This window comes from Roseicella aerolata, assembly GCF_020523605.1.
GTDB lineage: Bacteria > Pseudomonadota > Alphaproteobacteria > Acetobacterales > Acetobacteraceae > Paracraurococcus > Paracraurococcus aerolatus.
Window position 1 is genome coordinate 118,240 of record NZ_JAJAQI010000001.1, and the last position, 22,079, is coordinate 140,318.

The 22,079-nt window shown below is 73.2% G+C and carries 16 protein-coding genes; 9 read left to right on the plus strand and 7 right to left on the minus strand.

Translation table 11 applies throughout. The features are described 5' to 3' along the window. Positions 1 to 2: 2 nt before the first annotated feature. Positions 3 to 1,205 carry an efflux RND transporter periplasmic adaptor subunit gene (locus LHA35_RS00480; RefSeq protein WP_226603097.1) on the minus strand — a complete coding sequence of 401 codons (1,203 nt, stop codon included), beginning with the start codon at positions 1,203 to 1,205 and terminating at the stop codon, positions 3 to 5. A 162-nt stretch (positions 1,206 to 1,367) separates the two neighbouring features. Between LHA35_RS00480 and LHA35_RS00485 the strand changes: the two genes are divergently transcribed. Then, entirely contained in the window at positions 1,368 to 2,273 is a 906-nt protein-coding gene (locus tag LHA35_RS00485; protein ID WP_226603098.1) for an SMP-30/gluconolactonase/LRE family protein, read from the plus strand. A gap of 322 nt (positions 2,274 to 2,595) precedes the next feature. On the opposite strand, the gene LHA35_RS00490 is transcribed toward LHA35_RS00485, so the two are convergent. Next, complete coding sequence (locus LHA35_RS00490) at positions 2,596 to 3,603, minus strand: LacI family DNA-binding transcriptional regulator (protein WP_226603099.1); 1,008 nt, start codon at positions 3,601 to 3,603, stop codon at positions 2,596 to 2,598. Between the two features lie 167 nt (positions 3,604 to 3,770). Between LHA35_RS00490 and ptsP the strand changes: the two genes are divergently transcribed. From ptsP to LHA35_RS00505, 3 genes are read left to right on the plus strand one after another with little or no spacing between them, the layout of a single operon-like run. Beyond that, the gene (ptsP, locus tag LHA35_RS00495) at positions 3,771 to 6,314 is read left to right on the plus strand and encodes a phosphoenolpyruvate--protein phosphotransferase (protein WP_226603100.1); all 2,544 of its coding nucleotides are present in this window, start codon (positions 3,771 to 3,773) and stop codon (positions 6,312 to 6,314) included. Further along, positions 6,314 to 7,261, plus strand: a complete 948-nt coding sequence (gene pfkB, locus LHA35_RS00500; protein ID WP_226603102.1) for a 1-phosphofructokinase — start codon at positions 6,314 to 6,316, stop codon at positions 7,259 to 7,261. Before ptsP ends, pfkB begins: the two co-directional genes overlap by 1 nt. Positions 7,262 to 7,289: 28 nt before the next feature. After that, positions 7,290 to 8,990 (plus strand): PTS fructose transporter subunit IIC, encoded by a 1,701-nt coding sequence (locus tag LHA35_RS00505; protein WP_226603104.1) that lies wholly within the window; start codon positions 7,290 to 7,292, stop codon positions 8,988 to 8,990. Between the two features lie 119 nt (positions 8,991 to 9,109). Here LHA35_RS00505 and LHA35_RS00510 read toward each other — a convergent pair whose 3' ends face one another. Beyond that, positions 9,110 to 9,814, minus strand: coding sequence for a hypothetical protein (locus tag LHA35_RS00510; protein WP_226603108.1), 705 nt, complete (start codon positions 9,812 to 9,814; stop codon positions 9,110 to 9,112). A gap of 586 nt (positions 9,815 to 10,400) precedes the next feature. Here LHA35_RS00510 and LHA35_RS00515 point away from each other — a divergent pair. Both LHA35_RS00515 and LHA35_RS00520 read left to right on the plus strand, forming a co-directional pair. Then, positions 10,401 to 10,946: a TRAP transporter small permease subunit gene (locus LHA35_RS00515; protein WP_226603110.1), complete on the plus strand. Its 546-nt coding sequence runs from the start codon at positions 10,401 to 10,403 to the stop codon at positions 10,944 to 10,946. Between the two features lie 7 nt (positions 10,947 to 10,953). Continuing rightward, positions 10,954 to 12,531, plus strand: coding sequence for a TRAP transporter large permease (locus LHA35_RS00520; RefSeq protein WP_226603112.1), 1,578 nt, complete (start codon positions 10,954 to 10,956; stop codon positions 12,529 to 12,531). Positions 12,532 to 12,614: 83 nt separating this feature from the next. On the opposite strand, the gene LHA35_RS00525 is transcribed toward LHA35_RS00520, so the two are convergent. Beyond that, entirely contained in the window at positions 12,615 to 13,724 is a 1,110-nt protein-coding gene (locus tag LHA35_RS00525) for a TRAP transporter substrate-binding protein (RefSeq protein ID WP_226603114.1), read from the minus strand. Positions 13,725 to 14,115: 391 nt separating this feature from the next. Between LHA35_RS00525 and LHA35_RS00530 the strand changes: the two genes are divergently transcribed. Next, a complete protein-coding gene (locus LHA35_RS00530) occupies positions 14,116 to 15,534 on the plus strand; it encodes a mechanosensitive ion channel family protein (protein ID WP_226603115.1) in 1,419 nt (472 codons plus the stop codon). Between the two features lie 248 nt (positions 15,535 to 15,782). On the opposite strand, the gene gyrB is transcribed toward LHA35_RS00530, so the two are convergent. The 3 genes from gyrB to LHA35_RS00545 form a co-directional block, all read right to left on the minus strand. Then, complete coding sequence (gene gyrB / locus LHA35_RS00535) at positions 15,783 to 18,230, minus strand: DNA topoisomerase (ATP-hydrolyzing) subunit B (RefSeq protein ID WP_226603117.1); 2,448 nt, start codon at positions 18,228 to 18,230, stop codon at positions 15,783 to 15,785. A gap of 65 nt (positions 18,231 to 18,295) precedes the next feature. After that, on the minus strand, positions 18,296 to 19,471 hold the full coding sequence (gene recF / locus LHA35_RS00540; RefSeq protein ID WP_226603120.1) for a DNA replication/repair protein RecF: 1,176 nt from the start codon (positions 19,469 to 19,471) through the stop codon (positions 18,296 to 18,298). 21 nt (positions 19,472 to 19,492) lie between these two features. Continuing rightward, on the minus strand, positions 19,493 to 19,819 hold the full coding sequence (locus LHA35_RS00545) for a TIGR02300 family protein (RefSeq protein WP_226603121.1): 327 nt from the start codon (positions 19,817 to 19,819) through the stop codon (positions 19,493 to 19,495). A gap of 170 nt (positions 19,820 to 19,989) precedes the next feature. Here LHA35_RS00545 and aroA point away from each other — a divergent pair, with 170 nt between their 5' ends. Both aroA and cmk read left to right on the plus strand, forming a co-directional pair. Beyond that, positions 19,990 to 21,339 (plus strand): 3-phosphoshikimate 1-carboxyvinyltransferase, encoded by a 1,350-nt coding sequence (gene aroA, locus LHA35_RS00550; protein WP_226603123.1) that lies wholly within the window; start codon positions 19,990 to 19,992, stop codon positions 21,337 to 21,339. 76 nt (positions 21,340 to 21,415) lie between these two features. Further along, the gene (cmk, locus tag LHA35_RS00555; RefSeq protein WP_226603506.1) at positions 21,416 to 22,054 is read left to right on the plus strand and encodes a (d)CMP kinase; all 639 of its coding nucleotides are present in this window, start codon (positions 21,416 to 21,418) and stop codon (positions 22,052 to 22,054) included. The last annotated feature ends 25 nt before the right edge of the window (positions 22,055 to 22,079 follow it).

The window sequence follows — 22,079 nt, forward strand, 5'->3', positions numbered from 1 at the left end:
CGTCAGCCCTGCCGGCCCGCCGGTGCGGGGCCGCCCGGCCCGCCGGCGGCGGGGGGACGGCTGCCGGGCGGCGGCGCGCCGACCGGGGCGGGGTTCACCTCCTGCCCCGGGCGCACCCGCTGCAGCCCCTCGGCGATCACCGTCTCGCCGCCCTGGAGGCCATTCTCGATCACCACCTGGTCGCGGAGGGTCTGGCCGAGGGCGACGGGGCGGCGCTGCGCCTTCTTCTCCCCGTCCACCACCAGCACGTAATTGCCGCCCTGGTCCTGCAGCACCGCGGCGCGCGGGATGACGATGGCCTGCACCGGCTCCGCGCCCTCCACGAAGACCGTCACGAACTGGCCGTCGATCAGCTCCCGGTCGCCGGCGCCGCCATTCTGCACGCCGTCCCGGCGGGGGTTCGGCATCAGGGCGCGGATCAGGATGCTGTCCGTGTTGCGATCGACCTGGGTGTCGATGAACTCGATCCGCCCGCGCTGCGGGTAGGTCCTGCCATCGGTGGTGCGGATGCGCACCACCACCGCGTTGACGCCGCCGCGCCCCTCGTAGCGGTTGCGCAGCTCGACCGCCGCGCGGGCGCTGACGGTGAAGACCACGCGCATCGGGTCCTGGCTGACGATGGTCGCCAGCGGCTCGGTCAGCGTTGGCGAGACGACATTGCCCGGCGTATAGGTCGCCCGGCCGATCTTGCCGTCGATCGGCGCGATGATGTCGGTGTAGCCCAGGTTGATCTCCGCCACCCGCACCTGGGCCTGGGCGGCCAGCACGCCGGCATTCGCCGTGCGCTCCTGCGCCTGGGCGTTGTCCAGCGCCACCCGCGTGCCGGCGCCGGTCTGCTGCAACTCCCGCGCACGGGCCAGGGAGACGCGGGCATTCTCCAGCGTCGCCTGGGCGGAGGCGACATTGGCGCGGGCCTGTTCCAGCGCCGCCTCGAAGGGCGGCCGCTCCAGCCGGAACAGCACGTCGCCCGCCTTCACCTCCTGCCCTTCCTGGAACAGGCGTTCCTGGAGGAAGCCGGTGACGCGGGCGCGGATCTCGACGCGGTTCACCGCCTCGATCCGGCCGGTGAACTCGGTGCTCTCGGTCACCGGCTTCCGCTCCGCCGTCATCACCCCGACCGCGGGCGGGCCCTGCGGGCCGAACTGCGCGAGCGCCGGCGCCTGCGCGAGCAGGAGAAGAAGCAGGACGAGGGGGATACGGCGCATGCGGGGGAAGTCCGGATCTGGGGGCAGGGGATACTGCACCAGCGAAGTACGCTTTGGCAGGTGGCCTTGTGGCGGGCTACCGCAAGGCAGGCATGACGGGATGACAAGTCCTCCATCCCTCCCTGGCTTGCCGGGGCGTGAGGCAGAATGCAGGCTGCGCGCATGTGGTTCGCCCCGCCCCGCGAGATTCCCGTCCGCCTCCATGCCAGCCTGCCGGCCGCGCATCGCCGGCCGCGCCGCACCGCCTGGTCGGACGCCAATCGCGGCGGCGCCGCGATCGACAGCTTCCTGGAGGGGCCCTGCTTCGACCAGGCGGGTCGCTTCTGGGTCACCGACATCCCGAATGGCCGGATCTTCCGTGTCGGCCCGCGGGACTGGGAGGTGGCGGCGGAGTACGGCGGCTGGCCGAACGGCATGGCGCCCGGCCCGGCCACCGGCGCGCATGCCGGCGCGCTGCTGGTCACGGATTACCGCCAGGGGCTGCTGCGCCTCGACCCCGCGACCGGCGCCCTGGCGCCGGTGCTGGAGACCGCGCTGTCGGAAGGCTTCAAGGGGCTGAACGACCTGGTGCTGGACATGTCGGGCGCGATCCTGATGACCGATCAGGGCCAGACCGGCCTGCAGGACCCGACAGGGCGCGTCTTCCGGCTCTGGCCGGATGGGCGGATCGACCGTCTCCTCTCGAATGGCCCGAGCCCGAACGGCATCGCGCTGAACCGCGCGGGGACGCATTGCTATGTCGCGATGACCCGAAGCTGCGAGGTCTGGCGCTTCGCCCTGCGGCCGGACGCCATGGTGGGAAAGGCGAACTGCTTCTTCCGCGTCCCGGCCGGCACCAGCGGGCCGGACGGCCTGGCGGTGGATGCCGCGGACCGGCTGTTCGTGGCCAATCCCGGTCATGGCCAGGTCTGGGGCGTCGATCCGCATGGGCAGCCGCTGTTCCGGCTGGACTGCACGGGGTTCGGCCGGATGCCGACCAACTGCTGCTTCGCGCCGGATGGCAGGACGCTACTGATCACCGAGAGCCAGTCGGGCCAGGTGCTGGCGGCGGAGATTCCGGCCGGCTGATATTTGGCTGGTGATGTCCCGGCCTGTGGCCTGCGGCCAGTGCCGCGAAGCCAGGGCCCGGAGGGACGCCGGCGCCTGAGGCATGACCGGCGTCAGCACGTCATGGGCCGAGCGCGGAGGGGGCCGGACGCGCTGCGCTGGACCCGATACCCGCCGCAGGAGGCTCCGCCGACCCGCAGGCGGCGGAGCACCGGAGCGGGTGCCGCGCCGCCAGCCTGCGCCAGGGTGGATTGCGTCCGGAACCGAAGGCCAGTCCGCCGCAGGTCGTTGATTGCAGGGTAGAGTCTCGCCCCCGGGCGTTCACGCCCCTCCGCGATCCGCCCTATCCCGGAACCGCCGCAGCCACCCGCCGCCGCGCCGTCGAGCCGCGCACCACGCAGCGCCCGCTGAGCATGACCTTGCGCACCGGCGCCTCGGGGGCGCGCAACCGGTCGAAGAGCAGGGTCATCGCCATGCGCCCGATCTCCCGCAGCGGCTGCTCGATCACCGTCAGGCCGGGCTCCACCAACTCCGTCCAGGATTCATTGTCGAAGCCGGCCAGCGCGAGATCGTCGGGGATGCGCCGCCCGGCGGCGCGCGCCGCCCGCAGCAGGCCCATCAGCAGCAGCGAGTTGCTGGCCAGCACCGCCTCGGGGGGCAGGGGCTCGGCCAGCAGGGCGGCCAGGGCGGTCTCGGCCGCCGCGACCTGCGGCAGGACGAAGCGCTCCCGCGCGGCGAGGCCGTGCCGGGCCATGGCGGCGCGGTAGCCCGCCGCGCGCTCGAGGCCGGTGCCGCTGGTCTGGCCGAACAGCCCGGCGATGCGGCGATAGCCCTGCCCGACCAGATGGTCCACCAGCGCCCCGCTCGCCGCCGCATTGTCCAGCAGCACGGAGTCGAAGCGCCCGGGCGGGCCGGCACGGTCGATCAGCACCACCGGCAGCCCCAGCGGCTGGCGCGCCAGCCGCTCGGCGGTGACGAGAGTCGGCGCCAGGATCAGCCCGGTCACCCGCTCCTCCTGCATCAGCCGCAGATAGATCGCCTCCCGCGCCGGATCCTCGTCCGTGTTGCAGAGGATGACGCGCAGCCCGGCCTGATAGGCGGCCTCCTCCACCGCCCGGCCGACGCCGGTGAAGAAAGGGTTGCCGATATCGGCGAGAATCAGGCCGATCGTGCCGCTCTCCTGGGAGCGCAGGCGGCGGGCGGCGAGGTTGGGGCGGTAGCCGGTGGCGCGGACCGCCTCCATCACCTGCGCCCGCAGCGCCTCGCTGATCGGGCCCTTGCCCAGGGCGCGGGAGACGGTCGCCGGGGAGACGCCGGCGGCCCGGGCGACATCCTTGATGCTGGCGGTCATGCGCTGGCGGTCACGCCGGTGGGATCGGTTTCACCATCATCGGCCCAGCCTGCCCCCGTATCGTCCAGGCTTCAACCAAATTGCCGCGGAGAAGCTTAGATTTTCTTTGACACGGCAACTGAGAACGTTTTCACTGCCCGGCAACAAGCGAGGCAGGAACGTCCCCGATGGCCCAGGCCCCTTCCCCCATGCCGATCGCCCGCGAGCTGGTGCGGCTCAATGCCCGCCCGGCGAGCAAGGCCGCGGCCATCGCGGAGGCCGGCCAGCTCCTCGCCGCCGCCGGCTGCACCGATCCCGCCTATGCCGCGAGCATGGCGCGGCGCGAGGAGGCGGCGAACACCTTCCTCGGCCATGGCGTCGCCATCCCGCACGGCATGGGCGAGGACAGGCACCTGGTCCGCCGCAACGGCCTCGCCATCCTGCAGGTGCGGGAGGGGATCGAGTGGAATCCCGGCCAGGTCGCGCATCTCATCGTCGGCATCGCCGCCAGGTCCGACGAGCACATCGCCATCCTCCGCCGCCTGACCCGCCTGCTGAACGATGAGGCGAGGCTGCGCGCCCTGTTCACCACGGATGATCCGGAGGCGATCATCGCCGCCCTCGGCGCGGAGCCGGCCGAGGCGGTGCCGGCCGCGCCCGCCACCGACCTGGCCGAGCGCTTCGACTGGGTGGTGGACTACCCCACCGGCCTGCATGCCCGCCCCGCCACCCGCTGGGTGGAGGCGGCGCGCGCCGCGGGCTGCCGCATCCAGGTCCGCCACGGCGACCAGGTGGCGGATGCGACCGCGCTGGTCGGGCTGCTGCAACTCGGATTGCGGGCCGGGGACCGGATCACCGTCTCGGCCGAGGGGCGCGACGCCGCCGCGGGCCTCGCCCGGCTGCGCGCCGCCATCACCGGCCTCAGCGCGCAGGAGAAGGCGGATGCGGCACTCGCCGCCCAGCGCGCCGCCGCCCCCGTCCGCGGCTGGGAGCCGGCCGGGCGCCTCGTCGCGCTGGCCGGGATCGGGGCCAGCCCCGGCCTCGCCATCGGCCGCGTGCATGTGCTCAGCAACGCCCAGGCCGCCATCCCGGATGCGCCGCTGCCCCTGGCCGAGGGGGGCGCCCGGCTGGAGGCGGCGATCCGCGCCACGCGGGCGCAGCTCAAGGCGCTGGAGGACGACACGGCCCGCCGCCTCGGCCCCGGCGAGGCCGCCATCTTCCGCGCCCATGCCGGGCTGCTGGACGACCCGGACCTGATCACCCTGACCTGCCAGCTCATGGTGGAAGGGCATGGCCTCGCCTGGTCCTGGCACCAGGCGGTGGAGCGGGTGGCGGGCGGGCTCGCCGCGCTGGGCAACCCGGTGCTGGCCGGCCGCGCCGCCGACCTGCGCGATGTCGGCCGCCGGGTGCTGGGGCAGATCGACCCCTCGCTGGTCGGCGGCTCGCTCGCCGAGCTGCCGGAGGGGCCGGTGATCCTGGTCGCCGAGGACCTCGCCCCCTCCGACACCGCCGGCCTCGATCCCGCGCGCGTGGTCGGGCTGGCGACCGCGGCGGGCGGCCCGACATCGCATACCGCCATCCTGGCCCGCACCCTCGGCCTGCCGGCGCTGGTCGCGGGTGGGGCGGGGCTGCTGGACCTCGCCCCGGGCACGGAAGCGGTGCTGGATGGCGCGGCCGGGCGGCTGCACCTCGACCCCGGGGAGGCCGACCTCGCCTCCGCCCGCGCCTTCCTCGCGGCGCAGCAGGAACAGCGGACGCGCGAGGCGGCGCTCCGGGCCGAGCCGGCGGTGACGCGCGACGGCCACCGCATCGAGGTCGCGGCCAATATCAACCTGCCGGATCAGGCCGCCTTCGCCCTCGCCCAGGGCGCCGAGGGGGTGGGGCTGATGCGCACGGAATTCCTCTTCCTCGAGCGCGGCGACACGCCGGGGGAGGAGGACCAGCTCGCCACCTACCGCGCGATGATCGGGGCGCTGGACGGCCGCCCGCTGATCGTCCGGGCGCTCGATATCGGCGGCGACAAGCAGGTGCCACATCTGCGGCTGCCGGTGGAGGCGAACCCCTTCCTCGGCGTCCGCGGCGCCCGGCTGCTGCTGCGCCGGCCGGACCTGATGGAGCCGCAGCTCCGCGCCCTCTATCGCGCCGCCGCCGCGGGCGGGGCGCTCTCCATCATGTTCCCCATGGTGACCTCGGTGCCGGAGGTGGTGGCGCTGCGGGCGGCCTGCGAGCGGATCCGCGCCGAGCTCGGCGCGCCCGAGGTGCCGATCGGCATCATGGTGGAGGTGCCGGCGGCGGCGGTGCAGGCGGATGCGCTGGCGCGCCATGTGGACTTCTTCTCGGTCGGCACCAACGACCTGACGCAATACGTGCTTGCCATCGACCGGCAGAACCCGGAGCTGGCGGCGGAGGCGGACAGCCTGCATCCCGCCGTGCTGCGGCTGATCGCGCAGACGGTGGAGGCGGCGACCCGCCACGGCCGCTGGGTCGGCGTCTGCGGCGGCTTGGCGGGCGAGCCCTTCGGCGCGGCGCTGCTCGCCGGCCTCGGCGTCGCGGAGCTCTCCATGACCCCGCGGGACATCCCGGCGGTGAAGGCGGCGCTGCGGGCGGCGACGCAGGCCGGGCTGCGCGACCTGGCCGCCCGCGCCATCGCCTGTGGCACGGCGGAGGAGGTGCGGGCGCTGGAAGCGGACCTCCTGGCGATGACGCGGCCCGCGCCGCAGGCGGCCGCCTGATGCCCGCGCCCTTCGTCACCCTCGCGCTGAACCCGGCGATCGACCAGACCATCGAGCTGGATGCGCTGGTGCCAGGCGCGGTGAACCTGGCGCGCGCCGCGGTGCGGCATGCCGCGGGCAAGGGGATCAATGTCGCGGCCTGCCTTGCCGACTGGGGCGTGCCGGTGACCGCGACGGGCCTGCTGGGCGAGGCGAATGACGCGCCCTTCCGCGCGCTCTTCGCCGCGCGCGGCATCACGGACTGCTGCGTCCGCATCCCCGGCGAGACGCGGACCAACATCAAGCTGCTGGACCGCGCGGCGGGCGCGACCACCGACATCAACCTGCCCGGCACCACGCCGGCGCCGGAGGCGCTGGACGAGGCGCTGGCTGCGCTGCATGCGGCGACCGGCCCGGGCACCATCGCCGTGCTCTCGGGCAGCCTGCCGCCGGGCCTGCCGGCGGAGACCTATGCCGAACTGGTCGCGCTGCTCGCCGAGCAGGGCGCGCGGGTGGTGGTGGATGCCAGCGCCGCGCCGCTCTCCGCCGTGCTGGGCGCGCCGGTGCTGCCGCATGCCGTGAAGCCGAACCGGCATGAGCTGGAGGGCTGGGCCGGCCATGCACTGCCCGACCGGGCGGCGCTGCTCGCCACCGCCCGGTCGCTGGCGGCACGCGGCATCGGCCTCGTCGTGGTCTCCATGGGGTCGGAGGGCGCGCTCTTCGTCATGGCGGGGCGTGCGGTGATGGTCCGCCCGCCCGCCCTTGCGGTGACCAGCAGCGTCGGCGCGGGCGATGCCATGGTGGCGGGGATCGCCGCCGGCCTGGCGGACGGGCTGCCGCTGGCGGCGCTGGCCCGCCGCGCCACCGCCTTTTCCGCCGCCAAGCTGCAGCGGACCGGCGCCGGGCTGCCCGGCCGCGCGGCGGTGGAGGCGATCGCCGCCGCCCTGCAGGCCGAAACCCTCGACTGAACGCCCAACCAGGAGCGGAGGAGCAGAGATGTCCGGAGTGATCGCCGTGGTCGAGGCGGGCGACAGCCCGGTCCGGGCCATGCTGGCGGCGGAGGCGCTGCGCCAGGCAGCCCGCCGCGATGGCCGGGACCTGGCGGTGGAGGTGCGGACGGAGCGCGGCGTGCTCTCGCCCCTGCCCGTCGCGCCGGATGCGGAGGCCCTGCTGCTGGTGGGCGAGGCGGCGCGGGCGCCGGAGGGGCTCGACCGGCTGGGGGCGGTGCGGGCGCGGATCGAGGAGGTGCTGGCCGATGCCGGCGGCGTGCTGGCGCGCGCCCGGCCGGGTGCCTCCGCCGCGCCCCCGCCGGCGCCGGCCGGCGGCAGGCGGATCGTCGCCATCACCTCCTGCCCCACCGGCATCGCCCATACCTTCATGGCGGCCGAGGGGCTGGAGCAGGCGGCGAAGGCGCTGGGACACGAGATCCGGGTGGAGACCCAGGGCTCGGTCGGCGCGCAGAACGCCCTGACGCCGGAGGAGATCGGCGCGGCGGACCTGGTGCTGATCGCCGCCGACACGCAGGTCGATCTCTCCCGCTTCGGCGGCAAGCCGGTCTTCCAGAGCGGCACCAAGCCGGCGATCAATGACGGCCGGGCGCTGGTGGCGCGCGCCCTGGCCGAGGCGAAGCCGCAGGGCGGGGCGCAGGCCCCCGCGGCGTCCACGCCCGGCAGGAAGCCGCTCACCGGCCCCTACAAGCACCTGATGACCGGCGTCTCCTTCATGCTGCCCTTCGTGGTCGCGGGCGGGCTGCTGGTGGCGCTCGCCTTCGCTTTCGGCGGCATCGAGGCATCCGAGCCGGCGAGCCGCGGCACGCTGGCGGGCGCGCTGTTCCAGACCGGCGCGCTCGCGGCGCTCGCGCTGATGGTGCCGGTGCTCGGCGGCTACATCGCTTATTCCATCGCCGACCGGCCGGGCATCGCGCCGGGCATGGTCGGCGGCATGCTTGCGGTGCAGCTCAATGCCGGCTTCCTCGGCGGCATCGTGGCGGGCTTCGTCGCCGGCTACTGCGTGGCCTGGCTGAACCGTGCGCTCCGCCTGCCGCGCACGCTGGAGGGCCTCAAGCCGGTGCTGGTCCTGCCCTTCCTCGGGGCGCTGATCACGGGGCTGGCGATGATCTACGTGGCGGGCGGCCCGGTCGCGGTGGCGCTTGCCAGCCTGACCGAGTTCCTGCGCGGCATGCAGGGCAGCGGCGCGATCGCGCTCGGCCTGATTATTGGCGCGATGATGGCCTTCGACATGGGCGGGCCGGTGAACAAGGCGGCCTATGCCTTCTCCACCGGGCTGATCGCCAGCCAGGTCTATGGCCCGATGGCTGCCGCCATGGTGGCCGGGATGACGCCGCCGCTCGGCCTGGCGCTGGCCGCCTTCCTGTTCCGCGACCGCTTCACCCTGGAGGAGCGCGAGGCGGCGCCGGCGGCGGGCGTGCTTGGCCTCGCCTTCATCTCCGAAGGGGCGATCCCCTTCGCCGCCAAGGACCCGCTGCGGGTGATCCCGGCGCTGGTGCTCGGCTCGGCGGTGGCGGGCGCCATCGCCATGATGGTGGGGGCGGAGCTGCGGGTGCCGCATGGCGGCGTCTTCGTGCTGCCGATCCCGAATGCGGTCACCCAGCTCGGCGGCTATGTGGTGGCGCTGCTGGCCGGGACGGTGGTGACGGCGATGGCGCTGCGCCTGCTGAAGCGGCCGGCGGTGGCCTGACGGGCGCAGCCTCAAGCAGCCCGAGGGGCGCTCTCACATCGGCCCTGCCGTGTGGGAGCGCCCCGCTCTTCCGATCATGCCGGCGAATATGGGCACCGGACCCGGATGGCCGCCCCCCTTCAGAACAGCGCCGCCTGGGGCCGTGATGCCGCCCCGCCCGGCTTCCGGCGCGGCAGGGGGGCGGGCGGCGGGGGGGAAGCGCCGGTTTCGCGCTTCGGTCCGGCATAGCCGTCATCGGCGATCAGGCGCAGCTGCTCGGCCGTGCCGGCCTGGGCCGCGGGCAGTTCGAGGGGCACCGGCCAGAAGCATTCGATCCGGTCCTCCCCCCGCAGCGCGAGGAAGACGACGCGGTCGACCCGGCCGCCCTCGCCGGTCTCGACCGCGAAGCGGAAGACGAGGCCATCCGCCGCCGTCTCGCCGAGGGCGAGGGAGAGCTGCTCGGCCTCGATCTCCTGCCGGCGCAGGGTGCGGTCGGTCGGCTCGTCGGCGGCGCCGCGGTAGAAGCGCACCGGCACGCCATGGCCGTTCGAGCCGATCACGAAGACGAAATGGGCGCTGTCGTCGAGTACTTCCAGCCAGGGATACTCGCCCGATGCCGCGGCCCGCATGAGGCGATGGCGGCCGAAGGCGAAGGCGCGGCAGCCGACCGACCAGGGATCATCGCCGAGCTCGTAGCTGGCCATGGCGAGCGCATCGCGGCGGGCATTGGCGAGCATCCGCGCGCAGATGCGCAGACGCTCCTCGGTCAGCGCCGGATGGATGTCCCAGGGCAGGCGCGACGGCGAGGACGAGGCGGAAGGCGGGGTCTCGGCGGCTGGCTCCATGACGGCAGCATATCATCCTTTGCGCCGTGTCAGCAGGCCGTTGCCGGTCCCGGCGGCGGGCAGGGCGGATCGGGAGAGAGCTGCGCCAGGTTGCCCCCGCCCCTGCTTGGCGCCCGATCCCGACGAAGGGCGTGGACCTTGGTGCCGGCGTCGCCGGGCCAGGCAACGCGACGGCACCGCACCGCCCGGGCCGGAGATCGGGACTTGCCCGGGACCCGACGAGAGTCGAAGGGCTGCTCTCCCATGAGGGGAGACAGCAGGCCGCTCTTCTCCCGCGCGCAGCCGGCCCTGTCGAGGCGTGCCGCATGGCTGCGCCTGAGGAGCGGCCGTCTCTTGCCCCAATCATCTCGGGCAAGGCTGCGTGGCCTGCGGTTGCCGCCAACGGCACGGGCGTGAGCCACACCGGCAGGACGGCGGGCCGCCCGGGCATGGCGGCAAGAGCTCGCACAATCACGCCTGCCGAAGACCTGCGCAGGTGGCAGATGCTTGTTGCGGGGATGGGCTTCGCATAGCCTTCCCGGAAAAAGGCCGGAGCGATTGCACCCCGCAGTCAGGCGATCGGCGAAGAATGAAGGGAGGCACGCCTGTGGATGCTCTCGTGCGTGCCATCAATGCGATCGACTGGATCAATCGCTCCGTGGGCAAGGTCGTCGCCTGGCTGACGCTGGCGACGGTCCTGATCTGCGGCACGGTCGTCCTGCTGCGGTATGCGGCCGGCCTGGGCTATGTCTGGATGCAGGAGCTCTATGTCTGGACCCACGCCATGACCTTCCTGCTGGCGGCGGGGTTCGCCTATCTGCTGAACGCCCATGTGCGGGTGGACATCTTCTATGCCCGCATGAGCCCCCGCGGAAAGGCCTGGGTCGACCTGTTCGGCGTGGTCTTCCTGCTGATGCCGTGGCTGGCGCTGCTCGGCTGGACCGCCTGGACCTATGTCTCCTACTCCTGGCAGACGAATGAGGTCTCGGTCCAGGGCGACGGCATGCCGGCGATGTACGTCCTCAAGGCGTCCATCCTCGGCTTCGTCCTGCTGCTGGGGCTGCAGGGCCTGGCCTGGATCGGCCGCTGCATCCTGGTGCTGAACGGGCGCGAGCCGCCGCCTTCCGAGACCCTGACCGGGCCGGTTGTCTGAGCGCGCGATGTCCTCCCTCCTCCTGGGCGAGATCCTCGCCATCGCCCTCTTCCTCGCCGGCACCTTCGGCGTCCTGCTCGGCTACCCCATCGCCTTCAGCCTGGCGGGCTTCTCGCTGATCTTCGCCGGCCTCGGCTGGGCGCTCGGCGTCTTCGACCCGATCATCCTGACCAGCCTGCCCTCGCGCTATTTCGGGCTGATGACCAATGAGGTGCTGGTGGCGGTGCCGCTGTTCATCTTCATGGGCGCCGTCCTCGAGCGCTCGAAGATCGCGGAGGCGCTGCTCGAGACCATGGGCCAGCTCTTCGGCACGATGCGCGGCGGCCTGGCGATCTCCGTCGTGATCGTGGGCGCGCTGCTGGCGGCCTCGACGGGCGTGGTCGGCGCGACCGTCGTGACCATGGGCCTGCTCAGCCTGCCCGCGATGATGCGCGCCGGCTACGACCCGAAGCTCGCCACCGGCGTGATCTGCGCCTCGGGGACGCTCGGCCAGATCATCCCGCCCTCGGTCATCCTGATCTTCATCGGCGACCTGCTGATGGGCGCCAACCAGCTCGCGGCGCAGCGGACGGGCAGGCCGGTCGATCCGGTCTCGGTCGGCGACCTCTTCGTCGGCGCCTTCCTGCCGGGCCTCGGCATCGTCGCGCTCTATATCCTCTACGTCATCGGGATGGCCGTGGTGCGGCCGGCGAGCTGCCCGGCGCTGCAGATGGACGAGGCGGAGCGGGCCTCGCTCGGGCGCCGCTTCCTGCGCGCCCTGGTGCCGCCCCTGCTGCTGATCGTGGCGGTGCTCGGCTCGATCCTGGTCGGGCTGGCGACGCCGACCGAGGCCGCCTCGATCGGCGCGATCGGCGCGGTGGTGCTGGCCGCCCTCAACCGCGCTCTCTCCTTCCGCATGATGCTCGGCGTCATGCGCAACACGGCGGTGATCAGCGCGCTCGTCTTCGGCATCGTGCTTGGCGTGTCGGTCTTCTCGCTGGTCTTCCGCGGCCTTGGCGGCGAGCATCTGGTCGAGCAGGCGCTGCTCGGCATGCCCGGCGGCACCATCGGCGCGGTGGTGGGCGTGATGCTGGTGATGTTCGTGCTGGGCTTCTTCATGGACACCATCGAGATCGTGCTGATCGTGGTGCCCATCACGGCGCCGGCCATCATCGCCATGGGAGTCGATCCGCTCTGGCTGGGCGTGATGATCGGCATCAACCTGCAGACGGCCTTCCTGACGCCGCCGGTCGGCTTCGCCCTGTTCTACATGCGCGCGGTGGCGCCGGCCTCGATCACCACCGGCGACATCTATCGCGGCATCATTCCCTTCGTCTGCCTGCAGGCGATCGCCCTCGCGGCCCTCTGGCTGGTGCCGCAGACCGCCACCTGGCTGCCGAAGGTCGTCTTCCCCGATGCCGTGCCCGCTGCCGCCGCGCCCGGCGGCGGCGGTTCGGTGCTCGACGACATCCTGCAGGCGCCGATGGGCGGTGGCACCCCCGCGCCCTCCGGCTCGCCGCTGGACCAGCTTCTCAGCCCACCGCCGCCCGGCGACCGCCAGCCGGAGGGCGATCCCGTCCTCGACCGGCTGCTGCGGGGCGGTTGATGCCGGCAGGCGGGCCGGCATGACGCGAAGGCGCCCGCCGGCGGTGCCGGCGGGCGCTTCACGCATTCGGCGCCGCGCGGGCGTCAGGCGGGACGGAAGCCCTGCAGGCGCGCGTTGAGGTATTCCTGCAGGCCGATCCGGCTCCACGCCATCTGCTCGCGCTGGAATTTGTAGTAGGAATCCAGCGTCTTCTTGGTCAGCGCATCGCCGCTGTCGCGCAGCTCCGTCAGCACCTCGGTCCAGGCGCGGCCATAGGCCTGGATGAACTCGTCGGGCAGCCTGCGGAGCTGCACATTGTGCTGCCGGATCAGGGTCTCGAGCGCGCCGGCATTGCTGGCATCGTTCTCGGCCGTGAGCTGGCAGTGCTCGTCGCCGCAGCCCCAGGCGAAGATCTGCTGGATGTCCTTGGGCAGGGCGTCCCACTTCGCCTTGTTGACAGTCATCTCGTTGATGACCGCGGGCTCGTGCATGCCCGGCCAGTAGTAGAAGCGCGTCACCTTGTAGAAGCCGGCCGCCAGGTCCTGCCAGGGGCCGACCCATTCGGTGGCGTCGATGGCGCCGGACTGCAGGGCGCCGAAGATCTCGCCCACGGGCAGGTTCACGATCGTCGCGCCCATCTTGCGCAGCGCGTCGCCGCCGAAGCCGGGGATGCGCATCTTCAGGCCGCGCACATCGGCCGCGGAGCGGATCTCCTTGTTGAACCAGCCGGCCATCTGCACGCTGGTCGAGCCGGCATGGAAGCCCTTGAGGCCGAACTGCGCATAGGTCTCGTCCCACAGCGCCTGCCCGCCGCCATAGCGCAGCCAGGCGACGGACTCGTAGTTGGTCATGCCGAAGGGCACGGTGGTGTAGACGCTGAGGATCTTGGCCTTGTTCTGCCAGTAGTAGGGCGTGGAGTGCATGCAATCGGCGGTGCCGCGCTGCACGGCGTCGAAGGCCTCGAAGGCGGGCACCAGCTCGCCGGCGGCGAAGACCCTGATCGTCAGGCGCCCGCCCGTTGCTTCGCCGATGGTCCTGGCGAAGCGTTCCGCCATGGTGCCGCCGCCGGGAAACATCTTCGGCCAGCTCGTCACCATGCGCCATTCGATCCGGCCCTGTGAAAGCGCCGGCGCCGCCAGGGTCGTCACCGCGGCCGCCGCGGCCACACCGCCGGCGGCCGTCCTGGCGAGGTTACGCCGTTGGAATTCGGTCATTGTCCTTGCTCCTCCCTGTTATGGTTTGTTGCCCGGCATGGGTTTTTCACGCAGCGGGTGAAGTGCGGGGGCGGATTATAAAAAGAACAACAAGTCAGGATGCCGCCGCGATCCGTATTACAAGGCTGAAACGCTATCGCGGCTCCTGTGCCGATTCAATTCGAACCTCCGCTTCGGCGGCCATCCCGGGTGCCTGGCATCGACAAGCCTTGGTCAGGAGCGCGGGCCGGACGGGCACGCTTCATCGGCCCCGGCGTCCCGCCCGCGGCTGGCCGCCCAGGGCTGCCGGGATAGTGCCCCGCACCAGCGCCTGTGAACCAGGCCGCGGGCAAAGCCACTTCCGCCCACGCCGCCCCGCGGGGCAGAAACACCGGACCGATCCGGAGCAGCGATGGTGTGGCGGCCCAACCTGAAGCCTCTGCTCGGCCCTGCCGGCCTGGTGCTGGCCTGCTTCCTGCTGGGCGCCGCGGTGCCGGCGCTCCTGCCCGGGCTCGGCCTGCCCCCCGACGGGATGGCGGCCGGGGCGCTGCGCGTGCTGGCGGGGATCGGCTTCTGGCTCGGCCTCGCCTGGGCCGGCGCGCGGTTCTTCGACCTGCTGCTGCTGCGCGCGGCACTGGCCACGCGGCGCGGCGTACCCTATCCGCGGCTGCTCTCGGACATGGTGCGCGCCGCGCTCTTCGCCGCCGCGGCGGCGGCGATCCTGATGCTGGTCTTCGGCCAACCCGCGATCGGCCTGCTGACCACCTCGGGCGTCGTCGTCGCCGTCATCGGCTTCGCGCTCCGCAACATCATCGGCGATGTCTTCTCCGGCATCGCGCTCGGGGTCGATGCGCCCTACCGCATCGGCGACTGGATCGAGACCGCCGAGGGCTGCGCCGGCCGCGTCATCGAGGTAAGCTGGCGCGCGACGCGGCTGGTGACGCGCGACGGCGTGACCCTGACCGTGCCGAACGGGCTGATCGCGGCGCATCGCCTGGCGAATTTCGGCGCCGAGGGGGGCTACCGCACCGGCCTGCGCCTGCCCCTCGACCCTGGCCTGCCGACCGAGCGCGCGAAGCGCATCCTGCTGGCCGCGGCGCTGGATGCGGAGCGGGAATTCCCCGGCCTTGCCCCGGACGTGCTGCTGCAGGAATTCGCGGATGGCGCCGCCATCTACCTGCTGCGCTTCCGCGTGCCGGATTACGGGCGGGAGGCGGCCTGCCGCGATGCCGTCGCCGCCGCCGCGCTGCGCGCCCTGCAGCATGCCGGCCTCGCCCCGGCCCGGCCGGCGCGCGCGCTGCAGCTTGAACGCGGCGCGGCGGCGCGCGCGGGCCGGGCGGCGCTGCTGCGGCGCATCGCGCTGTTTGCCGGCTTCCCGCCGGAGGAGCGGGCCGCGCTGGAGGCGCTGATGCAGGAGCGGCCGGTGCCGCGCGGCGCCACCATCGTCCACCAGGGCGAGGCCGGCGACAGCCTGTTCATCCTGGCGGAGGGCGCGCTGGAGGTCCGGGCGGTGCGGGATGGCGTGGAGACGCCGCCCGACCGCATCGTGCCGGGCGATGTCTTCGGCGAGATGTCGCTGCTCACCGGCCAGCGGCGCAGCGCGACGGTCTCCGCGACGACGGATGCGCTGGTCTATGAGATCCGGCGCGAGCATCTCGACCCGATCCTGCGGCGCCGGCCGGAACTGGCGGAGAGCCTGGCCGCGATCATGGCCAGCCGCCGCGCCCGTAATGCCCGCCCGGCCGAGACGCAGGCGGCGCCCGAGCCGGCCGAGGCGCCGGAGCGGGAGGACCTGCTGGGCCGGCTGCGGGCCTTCTTCCGGCTGGGCTGAGCCGGGCTGGACCGTGCCAGGCACCGGCCCGGCTCAGCCCAGCCACCTGATCGCCGCCGCGACCGTTCCCGGTGACTGTCTCACCCTCGGGCCGGCACGCCATCCCATGGCGTGGAGCCGCCACAGCCCGGTGCTCCGCCGCCGGTCCCTCCGGCCGCCCGCCATGGCGTAGTGTCTGCCGCGCAGCCGCCGCGCCAACCTGGCGCGCGATACGGGCCGGCAGAGGTCAGGAGGTCTGCCGGTCGTTATCAGACGTCCAGATTCGCCACCTTCAGCGCATTCTCGACGATGAACTCGCGGCGCGGATCCACGACGTCGCCCATCAGCGTGGAGAAGACATTCTCCGCATCCTCCGAATCGCCCAGCTTCACCTGCAGCTGCGTGCGCACCGCCGGATCGAGCGTGGTCTTCCAGAGCTGCTCCGGGTTCATCTCGCCCAGGCCCTTGAAGCGCTGGATGGTCAGGCCCTTGCGGCCCTGCGCCAGGATGCGCTCCAGCGCCATGGCCGGGCCCTGCACCGCGGTCTCGGGGCCATCCAGCGCGAGGCGGGCGCCCTCGCCGAAGTCGCGGGCGAGGACCTCGCGCCGCTCATCCAGCCAGCGTGCCTCGGCGCTGCGCAGCGCCACCGGCGTCAGCGCATGCCGCTCCATCACGCCGCGGACGGTGCGCCAGAGCTGCAGGCCGCCCTCGCCATGCGCCGCGTTCCAGTGCCGCTCGGAGGGCAGGGCGAGGGCGTTCAGCCGTGCGACCAGGGCCGCGGCGGCGCCGGTCGCCCGCTCGGCCTCCATGGTCAGCGCGCCGGCGACGGCCGCCTGCTCCACGATCTCGACCGGGACATGCGCGGCCAGGCGGCGGATGCGCGCCGTGACCTGCCGCAGCGTCTCGGCCTCGGCACGCAGCGCCTCCCCGGTCACCGCCCGGCCGTCGCCGAGCGTCAGCGTCGCGCCGGCGATCGCCTTCTCCAGCAGGTAGTCCTCGAGCGCCCGGTCGTCCTTCAGGTAGCGCTCGTCATTGCCGCGCTTGGCGCGGTAGAGCGGGGGCTGGGCGATGTAGAGGTGGCCGCGCGCGATCAGCTCCGGCATCTGCCGGAAGAAGAAGGTCAGCAGCAGCGTCCGGATATGGCTGCCGTCCACATCCGCGTCCGTCATGATGACGATGCGGTGGTAGCGCAGCTTGTTGGCGTCGAACCCGCCCTTGGCCGGGTCGCCCGGCCCGATGCCGGTGCCGAGCGCGGTGATCAGCGTGCCGATCTCGGCGCTGGACAGCATCTTGTCGACGCGCGCCCGCTCCACGTTCAGGATCTTGCCCTTGAGCGGCAGGATGGCCTGGAAGGCGCGGTTGCGGCCCTGCTTGGCGGACCCGCCTGCCGAGTCGCCCTCGACCAGGAAGAGCTCGCACTTGCTCGGGTCCTTCTCCTGGCAGTCGGCGAGCTTGCCGGGCAGGGTCGAGATGTCGAGCGCGTTCTTGCGCCCTACCCTCTCGCGCGCGAGCTGCGCCGCCTTCCGCGCCGCGGCGGCGAGCACCACCTGCTCCAGGACGTTCTTGGCTTCCTTCGGATGCGTCTCGAACCAGTGGGAGAGCGCGTCGGCGACCGCCATCTGCACCACCGGCTGGACTTCCGAGCTGACCAGCTTGTCCTTGGTCTGGGAGGAGAATTTCGGGTCCGGCACCTTGACGGAGAGCACGCAGGTCAGGCCCTCCCGCATGTCCTCGCCCGAGAGCTCGACCTTCTCCTTCTTCGCGAGATCCTCGGCATACTTCATCACCACGCGCGTCAGCGCCTGGCGGAAGCCGGCCTGGTGGGTGCCGCCGTCGCGCTGCGGGATGTTGTTGGTGAAGCACAGCGCCACCTCGCGCGGGCTGTTGTTCCACCACATCGCCAGCTCGACGCGGATGCCCTCCTGCTCCTTCGAGACGACCGAGATGGGCGGGCGGAAGATCGGCTCCTTGCCCTGGTCCAGCCACTCCACGAAGGCGGTGAGGCCGCCCTTGAACTGGAAGAAGATCTCCTGCGCCGGGACGTGGCGGTCGTCCTTCAGCGCGATGGCGAGGCCGGAATTGAGGAAGGCAAGCTCCCGCAGCCGCCGCTCCAGCACCGCGAAGTCGTACTCGACCTTGGTGAAGGTGCCGCTGGACGGCTTGAAGGTGACCTCGGTGCCGCCCCGTTCCTCGGAGGGGCCGACGACCTTCAGCGGCTGCACCGCCTCGCCATGCTCGAAGCGGATGAAGTGCTCCTGGCCGTTGCGCCAGATGCGCACCTGCATCCATTCGGACAGCGCGTTGACCACGGCGGCGCCGACGCCGTGCAGCCCGCCCGAGACCTTGTAGGAGTTCTGGTTGAACTTGCCGCCGGCATGGAGGCGGGTCAGCACGACCTCGGCCGCGCTGATGCCCTCCTCCTCATGGATGTCGACGGGGATCCCCCGGCCGTCGTCGCGCACGGTGACGGAGCCGTCGCCGTTCAGCGTGACCTCGACGCGCGTGGCATAGCCGGCCTGCGCCTCGTCCACGGCGTTATCGATGATCTCGAAGGCCATGTGGTGCAGGCCGGAGCCGTCATCGGTGTCGCCGATATACATGCCCGGGCGCTTCCGCACGGCTTCGAGGCCCCGGAGCACGGTGATGGATGCGCTGTTGTAATCGGCCCCGTTCTGGTCAGGCGGGGTGGATTCGGCGCGCGCGGCTGCGTCGCTCATGCCGGCGGCATACTCCTCAGGTCATCACGGCGGGAAACACGCCCCAATATAGGGATTCATGGAGCTTACGGCACGGGAAAATCTGCGTCCGGAACGAGTGCGCCGGGGGCAGCCCGGAGCGCCTCGGCAAGGCCGCGAAGGGGGGCGAAGACGCCGGGATCGGTCCCGGTCAGGAAGGCCTGGGCCGGCAGGGCGGCCAGCGCGGCGAAGAGCGCCTCCCGCCTCGGGGCATCCAGATGGGCCGCCACCTCGTCCAGCAGCAGGAGGGGGACGAAACCTCGCGCACTCGCGATCAAGGCGGCATGGGCCAGCACCACCGCGACCAGCAGCGCCTTCTGCTCGCCCGTGGAGCAGAGCGCGGCCGGGATGTCCTTCGGCGCATGGGTGAAGAGCAGGTCGGCCCGGTGCGGCCCGGTCAGGGTGGCCCCCGCCGCCGCATCCCGGCCGCGGCAGGCCGCCCAGTCGGCCCGCAGCCCATCCTCCACCGCCAGCGCCGGCGCGCTGTCCAGCGCGGCCGAAACCGGGCATTGCAGGTCCAGCCGCGCCGCCGGGAAGGCCCCGGTGACGCCGCCGGCCAGCGTCGCGTTGAGCCGCGCGGCCAGCCCGCGGCGGGCAGCGGCAACGGCCACGCCATGCCGGGCCATGGCATCCTCCAGCCCCGCCAGCCAGGCGGGGTCCACCCGCAGCCCCTCCCGCCGTTCCTGGGCGAGGAGCCGGTTCCGCTGCGCCATGGCGTTGTCATAGGCGGCCACTTCCCGGGCGTGGTGCGGCTCCAGCGCCCAGACCAGGCGGTCGAGGAAGCGGCGGCGGTCACCGGCACCGTCCTGGAACAGCCGGTCCATCTGCGGGGTCAGCCAGACGGCTGCCACCCGCTCCGCCAGCACGGCCTGGGAGCGCACCGGGACGCCGTCCAGCCGGAAGGTGCGGCGTTCCGGCGGGCCGCCATCCGGGGTGCCGGTGCCGATGTCGAACTCCCCGCCATGGGCGTCCCGGAACCGGCCCGCGGCGGCCCAGGGGAGGGGGGCACCCCCGGCCTGGCGGCCGAGCTCGGCCGTCTTCGCCCCGCGCAGCCCGCGGCCGGGGCCGAGCAGGCTGATCGCCTCCAGCAGGTTGGTCTTGCCCGCCCCGTTCGGGCCGGCAACCAGGACGATGCGGCTGCGGAAGGGGACGGTCAGCGCCGGCCAGCTGCGGAAATCCCGCAGCATCAGCCGGGTGAGGGCGAGCGCGGGGGCCGGCGCCATGGTCAGGCGCCGGCTCCGGCCTCAGCCTTCCTCGTCGCGGTCGGCCTCGACTTCCAGCTCGTCGCCGATCTGGTCCGCATCATCCTCGAGCTCCTCGGCGTCCTCGACCGCCTCGTCGCCCTCGACATCTTCCAGCTCCACATCGTCGGCATCCGCCTCCGGCGCGGCGGAGCGCTTCTTCAGCTTCTCGTCCACCGGCAGGGCGCCGGCGGCGCGGCGCAGGCGCGGCTGCTCGGCCGGCTGTTCGGTGCCGCATTTCGGGCAGATCGCAGGCGCCCGCATCAGGTCGTAAAATTTCGTGCTGCAGGCGACGCAGACGCGCTTGAGGCCCAGTTCGGGCTTGGCCATGGGGGTGAAGCCTCGCAGATTCGCTGACGCCCGCGCCCGGACCCGCTTGGGATCCCGGCGCGGGAACAGGGCGACCACCCCGCGCGCCCCCGGCGGCGCGGCGGCGCATGGGTGGCCAAAAAACGGTCTGGCCGATTGCCACGCGGCATCGCCCATGTCAAACGCGCCGCATGGCCCACCCCGCCGCCCTGCAACCGCTGCGTGCCGCGGCGCCCGCCCATGGGCTCTCCGGCCGCCATCCCGTCCCCGGCGACAAGTCGATCAGCCACCGCGCCCTGATGTTCGGCGCGCTGGCCGTCGGCACCACCGAGATCACCGGCCTGCTGGAGGGCGAGGACGTGCTCCGCACGGCCGGCGCGATGCGGGCGCTGGGGGCGGAGGTGGAGCATCTGGCCCCCGGATCCTGGCGCGTGGCAGGCCGCGGCGTGGGCGGGCTGGTGGAGCCGGCCGATGTGCTGGACATGGGCAATTCCGGCACCGCCGCCCGGCTGCTCTGCGGGCTGCTGGCGGGCCACCCGATCTTCGCGGTGATGACCGGCGACGCCTCCCTCCGGAAGCGGCCGATGAAGCGGGTGACGGAGCCGCTCTCGGCCACCGGTGCGTCCTTCTGGACGCGGGAGGGGGGGCGGCTGCCGCTCGCGGTCCGCGGCGCCACGGAGGCGCTGCCGCTCGACTACACCCTGCCGGTCGCCTCCGCCCAGGTGAAATCGGCCTGCCTGCTGGCCGGGCTCTGCGCCCGCGGGACCACACGGGTGATCGAGCCGGAGCGGACCCGCGACCATACCGAGAACATGCTGCGGCATTTCGGCGCGACGGTCCGGGTGGAGGACCTGACGCAGGGGAGGCTGATCGAGCTAGAAGGCCAGCCGGAGCTGACGGCGGCCCCCATTCTCGTGCCCGGCGACCCCTCCTCCGCCGCCTTCCTGCTGGTGGCGGCGCTGCTGGTCCCCGGCTCGCGCGTCACCGTGGAGAATGTGGGGCTCAACCCCCTCCGTACCGGCCTCTTCACGACCCTGCGCGAAATGGGCGCCCGGCTGGTTGTGGAGAATGCCCGCGTCGCGGGCGGCGAGCCGGTGGGCGACATCACCGCCGAATACGGCCCGCTCCACGCCGTGGAGGTGCCGCCCGGCCGCGCCCCCTCCATGATCGACGAATACCCGATCCTCGCCGTTGCCGCGGCGGCGGCAGAGGGCGAGACGCGGATGCGCGGCCTCGCGGAGCTGCGGGTGAAGGAGAGCGACCGGCTGGCCGCCACCGCCGCCCTGCTGGCGGCGAACGGCATCGCGGCGCGGATCGAGGGCGACGACCTGCTGGTGCAGGGCACCGGCGGCGCCATCCCGGGCGGCGGGACGGTGGCGACCCATATGGACCACCGCCTGGCGATGAGCGCGCTGGTCATGGGCCTCGCCGCGCGCTCCCCGGTTGCGGTGGACGATGCCGCCTTCATCGAGACCAGCTTCCCCGGCTTCTCCGCCCTGATGAACCGCGCCGCCGGCGGCGCGGCGATCGGCCCGGCATGAGCGGCATCGACCGGATCGCGGGCGGGGCCGGGCGCGCGAGCGGCCGGGGGCCCGCGTGATCCCGACCGACAGGCCCATGGTGATCGCGGTGGACGGCCCGGCCGCGGCGGGCAAGGGCACGCTGGCCCGCCGCCTCGCCGCCGCGCTGGGGCTGCCCTATCTCGATACCGGGCTGCTCTACCGCGCCACCGGGCGCCGCGTGCTGGATGCAGGCGCCGATCCGAGGGACCCGGAGGCGGCCGCGGCCGCGGCGCGCAACCTGACCCCGGCGGACCTGGCCCGCTCCGACCTGCGCGGGCCGGAGGCGGACATGGCCGCCAGCGCCGTCGCCGCCATTCCCGCGGTGCGGGCCGCCCTGCTGGACTGGCAGCGGGAATTCGGCCGCCGGCACGGCGCCGTGCTGGATGGCCGCGACATCGGCACGGTGGTCTTCCCCGAGGCCCCGGTGAAGCTCTTCGTCACGGCGAGCGCGGAGGAGCGCGCCCGCCGCCGCTTCCTGGAATTGCAGGGCCGCGGCACCGCCGCCGACCCGGCGCAGGTGCTGGCCGAACTGCAGGCGCGGGATGCGCAGGACCGCCAGCGCGCGGTCGCCCCGCTGGTCCCGGCCGCCGATGCCGCCGTTCTCGACACCACGGAGCTGGACGCGGAGGCCGCCTTCGCCGCCGCCATGGCGCTGCTCCGGGAACGACTGGGCGAACTTCCCGCAGCGCAATAACCCTTTGGGCGACGCCGCGTGATTC

Excerpts from the sequence above, each read along its gene's own strand:
- LHA35_RS00545 (WP_226603121.1), bottom strand. The coding sequence starts at position 19,819 with ATGGCCAAGCCCGAACTGGGCCTCAAGCGCGTCTGCGTCGCCTGCAGC.
- LHA35_RS00480 (WP_226603097.1), bottom strand. The coding sequence starts at position 1,205 with ATGCGCCGTATCCCCCTCGTCCTGCTTCTTCTCCTGCTCGCGCAGGCG.
- LHA35_RS00485 (WP_226603098.1), top strand. The coding sequence starts at position 1,368 with ATGTGGTTCGCCCCGCCCCGCGAGATTCCCGTCCGCCTCCATGCCAGC.
- recF (WP_226603120.1), bottom strand. The coding sequence starts at position 19,471 with ATGGCGCCGGCCCCCGCGCTCGCCCTCACCCGGCTGATGCTGCGGGAT.
- LHA35_RS00520 (WP_226603112.1), top strand. The coding sequence starts at position 10,954 with ATGTCCTCCCTCCTCCTGGGCGAGATCCTCGCCATCGCCCTCTTCCTC.
- LHA35_RS00530 (WP_226603115.1), top strand. The coding sequence starts at position 14,116 with ATGGTGTGGCGGCCCAACCTGAAGCCTCTGCTCGGCCCTGCCGGCCTG.
- LHA35_RS00505 (WP_226603104.1), top strand. The coding sequence starts at position 7,290 with ATGTCCGGAGTGATCGCCGTGGTCGAGGCGGGCGACAGCCCGGTCCGG.
- pfkB (WP_226603102.1), top strand. The coding sequence starts at position 6,314 with ATGCCCGCGCCCTTCGTCACCCTCGCGCTGAACCCGGCGATCGACCAG.
- LHA35_RS00525 (WP_226603114.1), bottom strand. The coding sequence starts at position 13,724 with ATGACCGAATTCCAACGGCGTAACCTCGCCAGGACGGCCGCCGGCGGT.
- aroA (WP_226603123.1), top strand. The coding sequence starts at position 19,990 with ATGGCCCACCCCGCCGCCCTGCAACCGCTGCGTGCCGCGGCGCCCGCC.
- cmk (WP_226603506.1), top strand. The coding sequence starts at position 21,416 with ATGGTGATCGCGGTGGACGGCCCGGCCGCGGCGGGCAAGGGCACGCTG.
- LHA35_RS00510 (WP_226603108.1), bottom strand. The coding sequence starts at position 9,814 with ATGGAGCCAGCCGCCGAGACCCCGCCTTCCGCCTCGTCCTCGCCGTCG.
- gyrB (WP_226603117.1), bottom strand. The coding sequence starts at position 18,230 with ATGAGCGACGCAGCCGCGCGCGCCGAATCCACCCCGCCTGACCAGAAC.
- LHA35_RS00490 (WP_226603099.1), bottom strand. The coding sequence starts at position 3,603 with ATGACCGCCAGCATCAAGGATGTCGCCCGGGCCGCCGGCGTCTCCCCG.
- ptsP (WP_226603100.1), top strand. The coding sequence starts at position 3,771 with ATGGCCCAGGCCCCTTCCCCCATGCCGATCGCCCGCGAGCTGGTGCGG.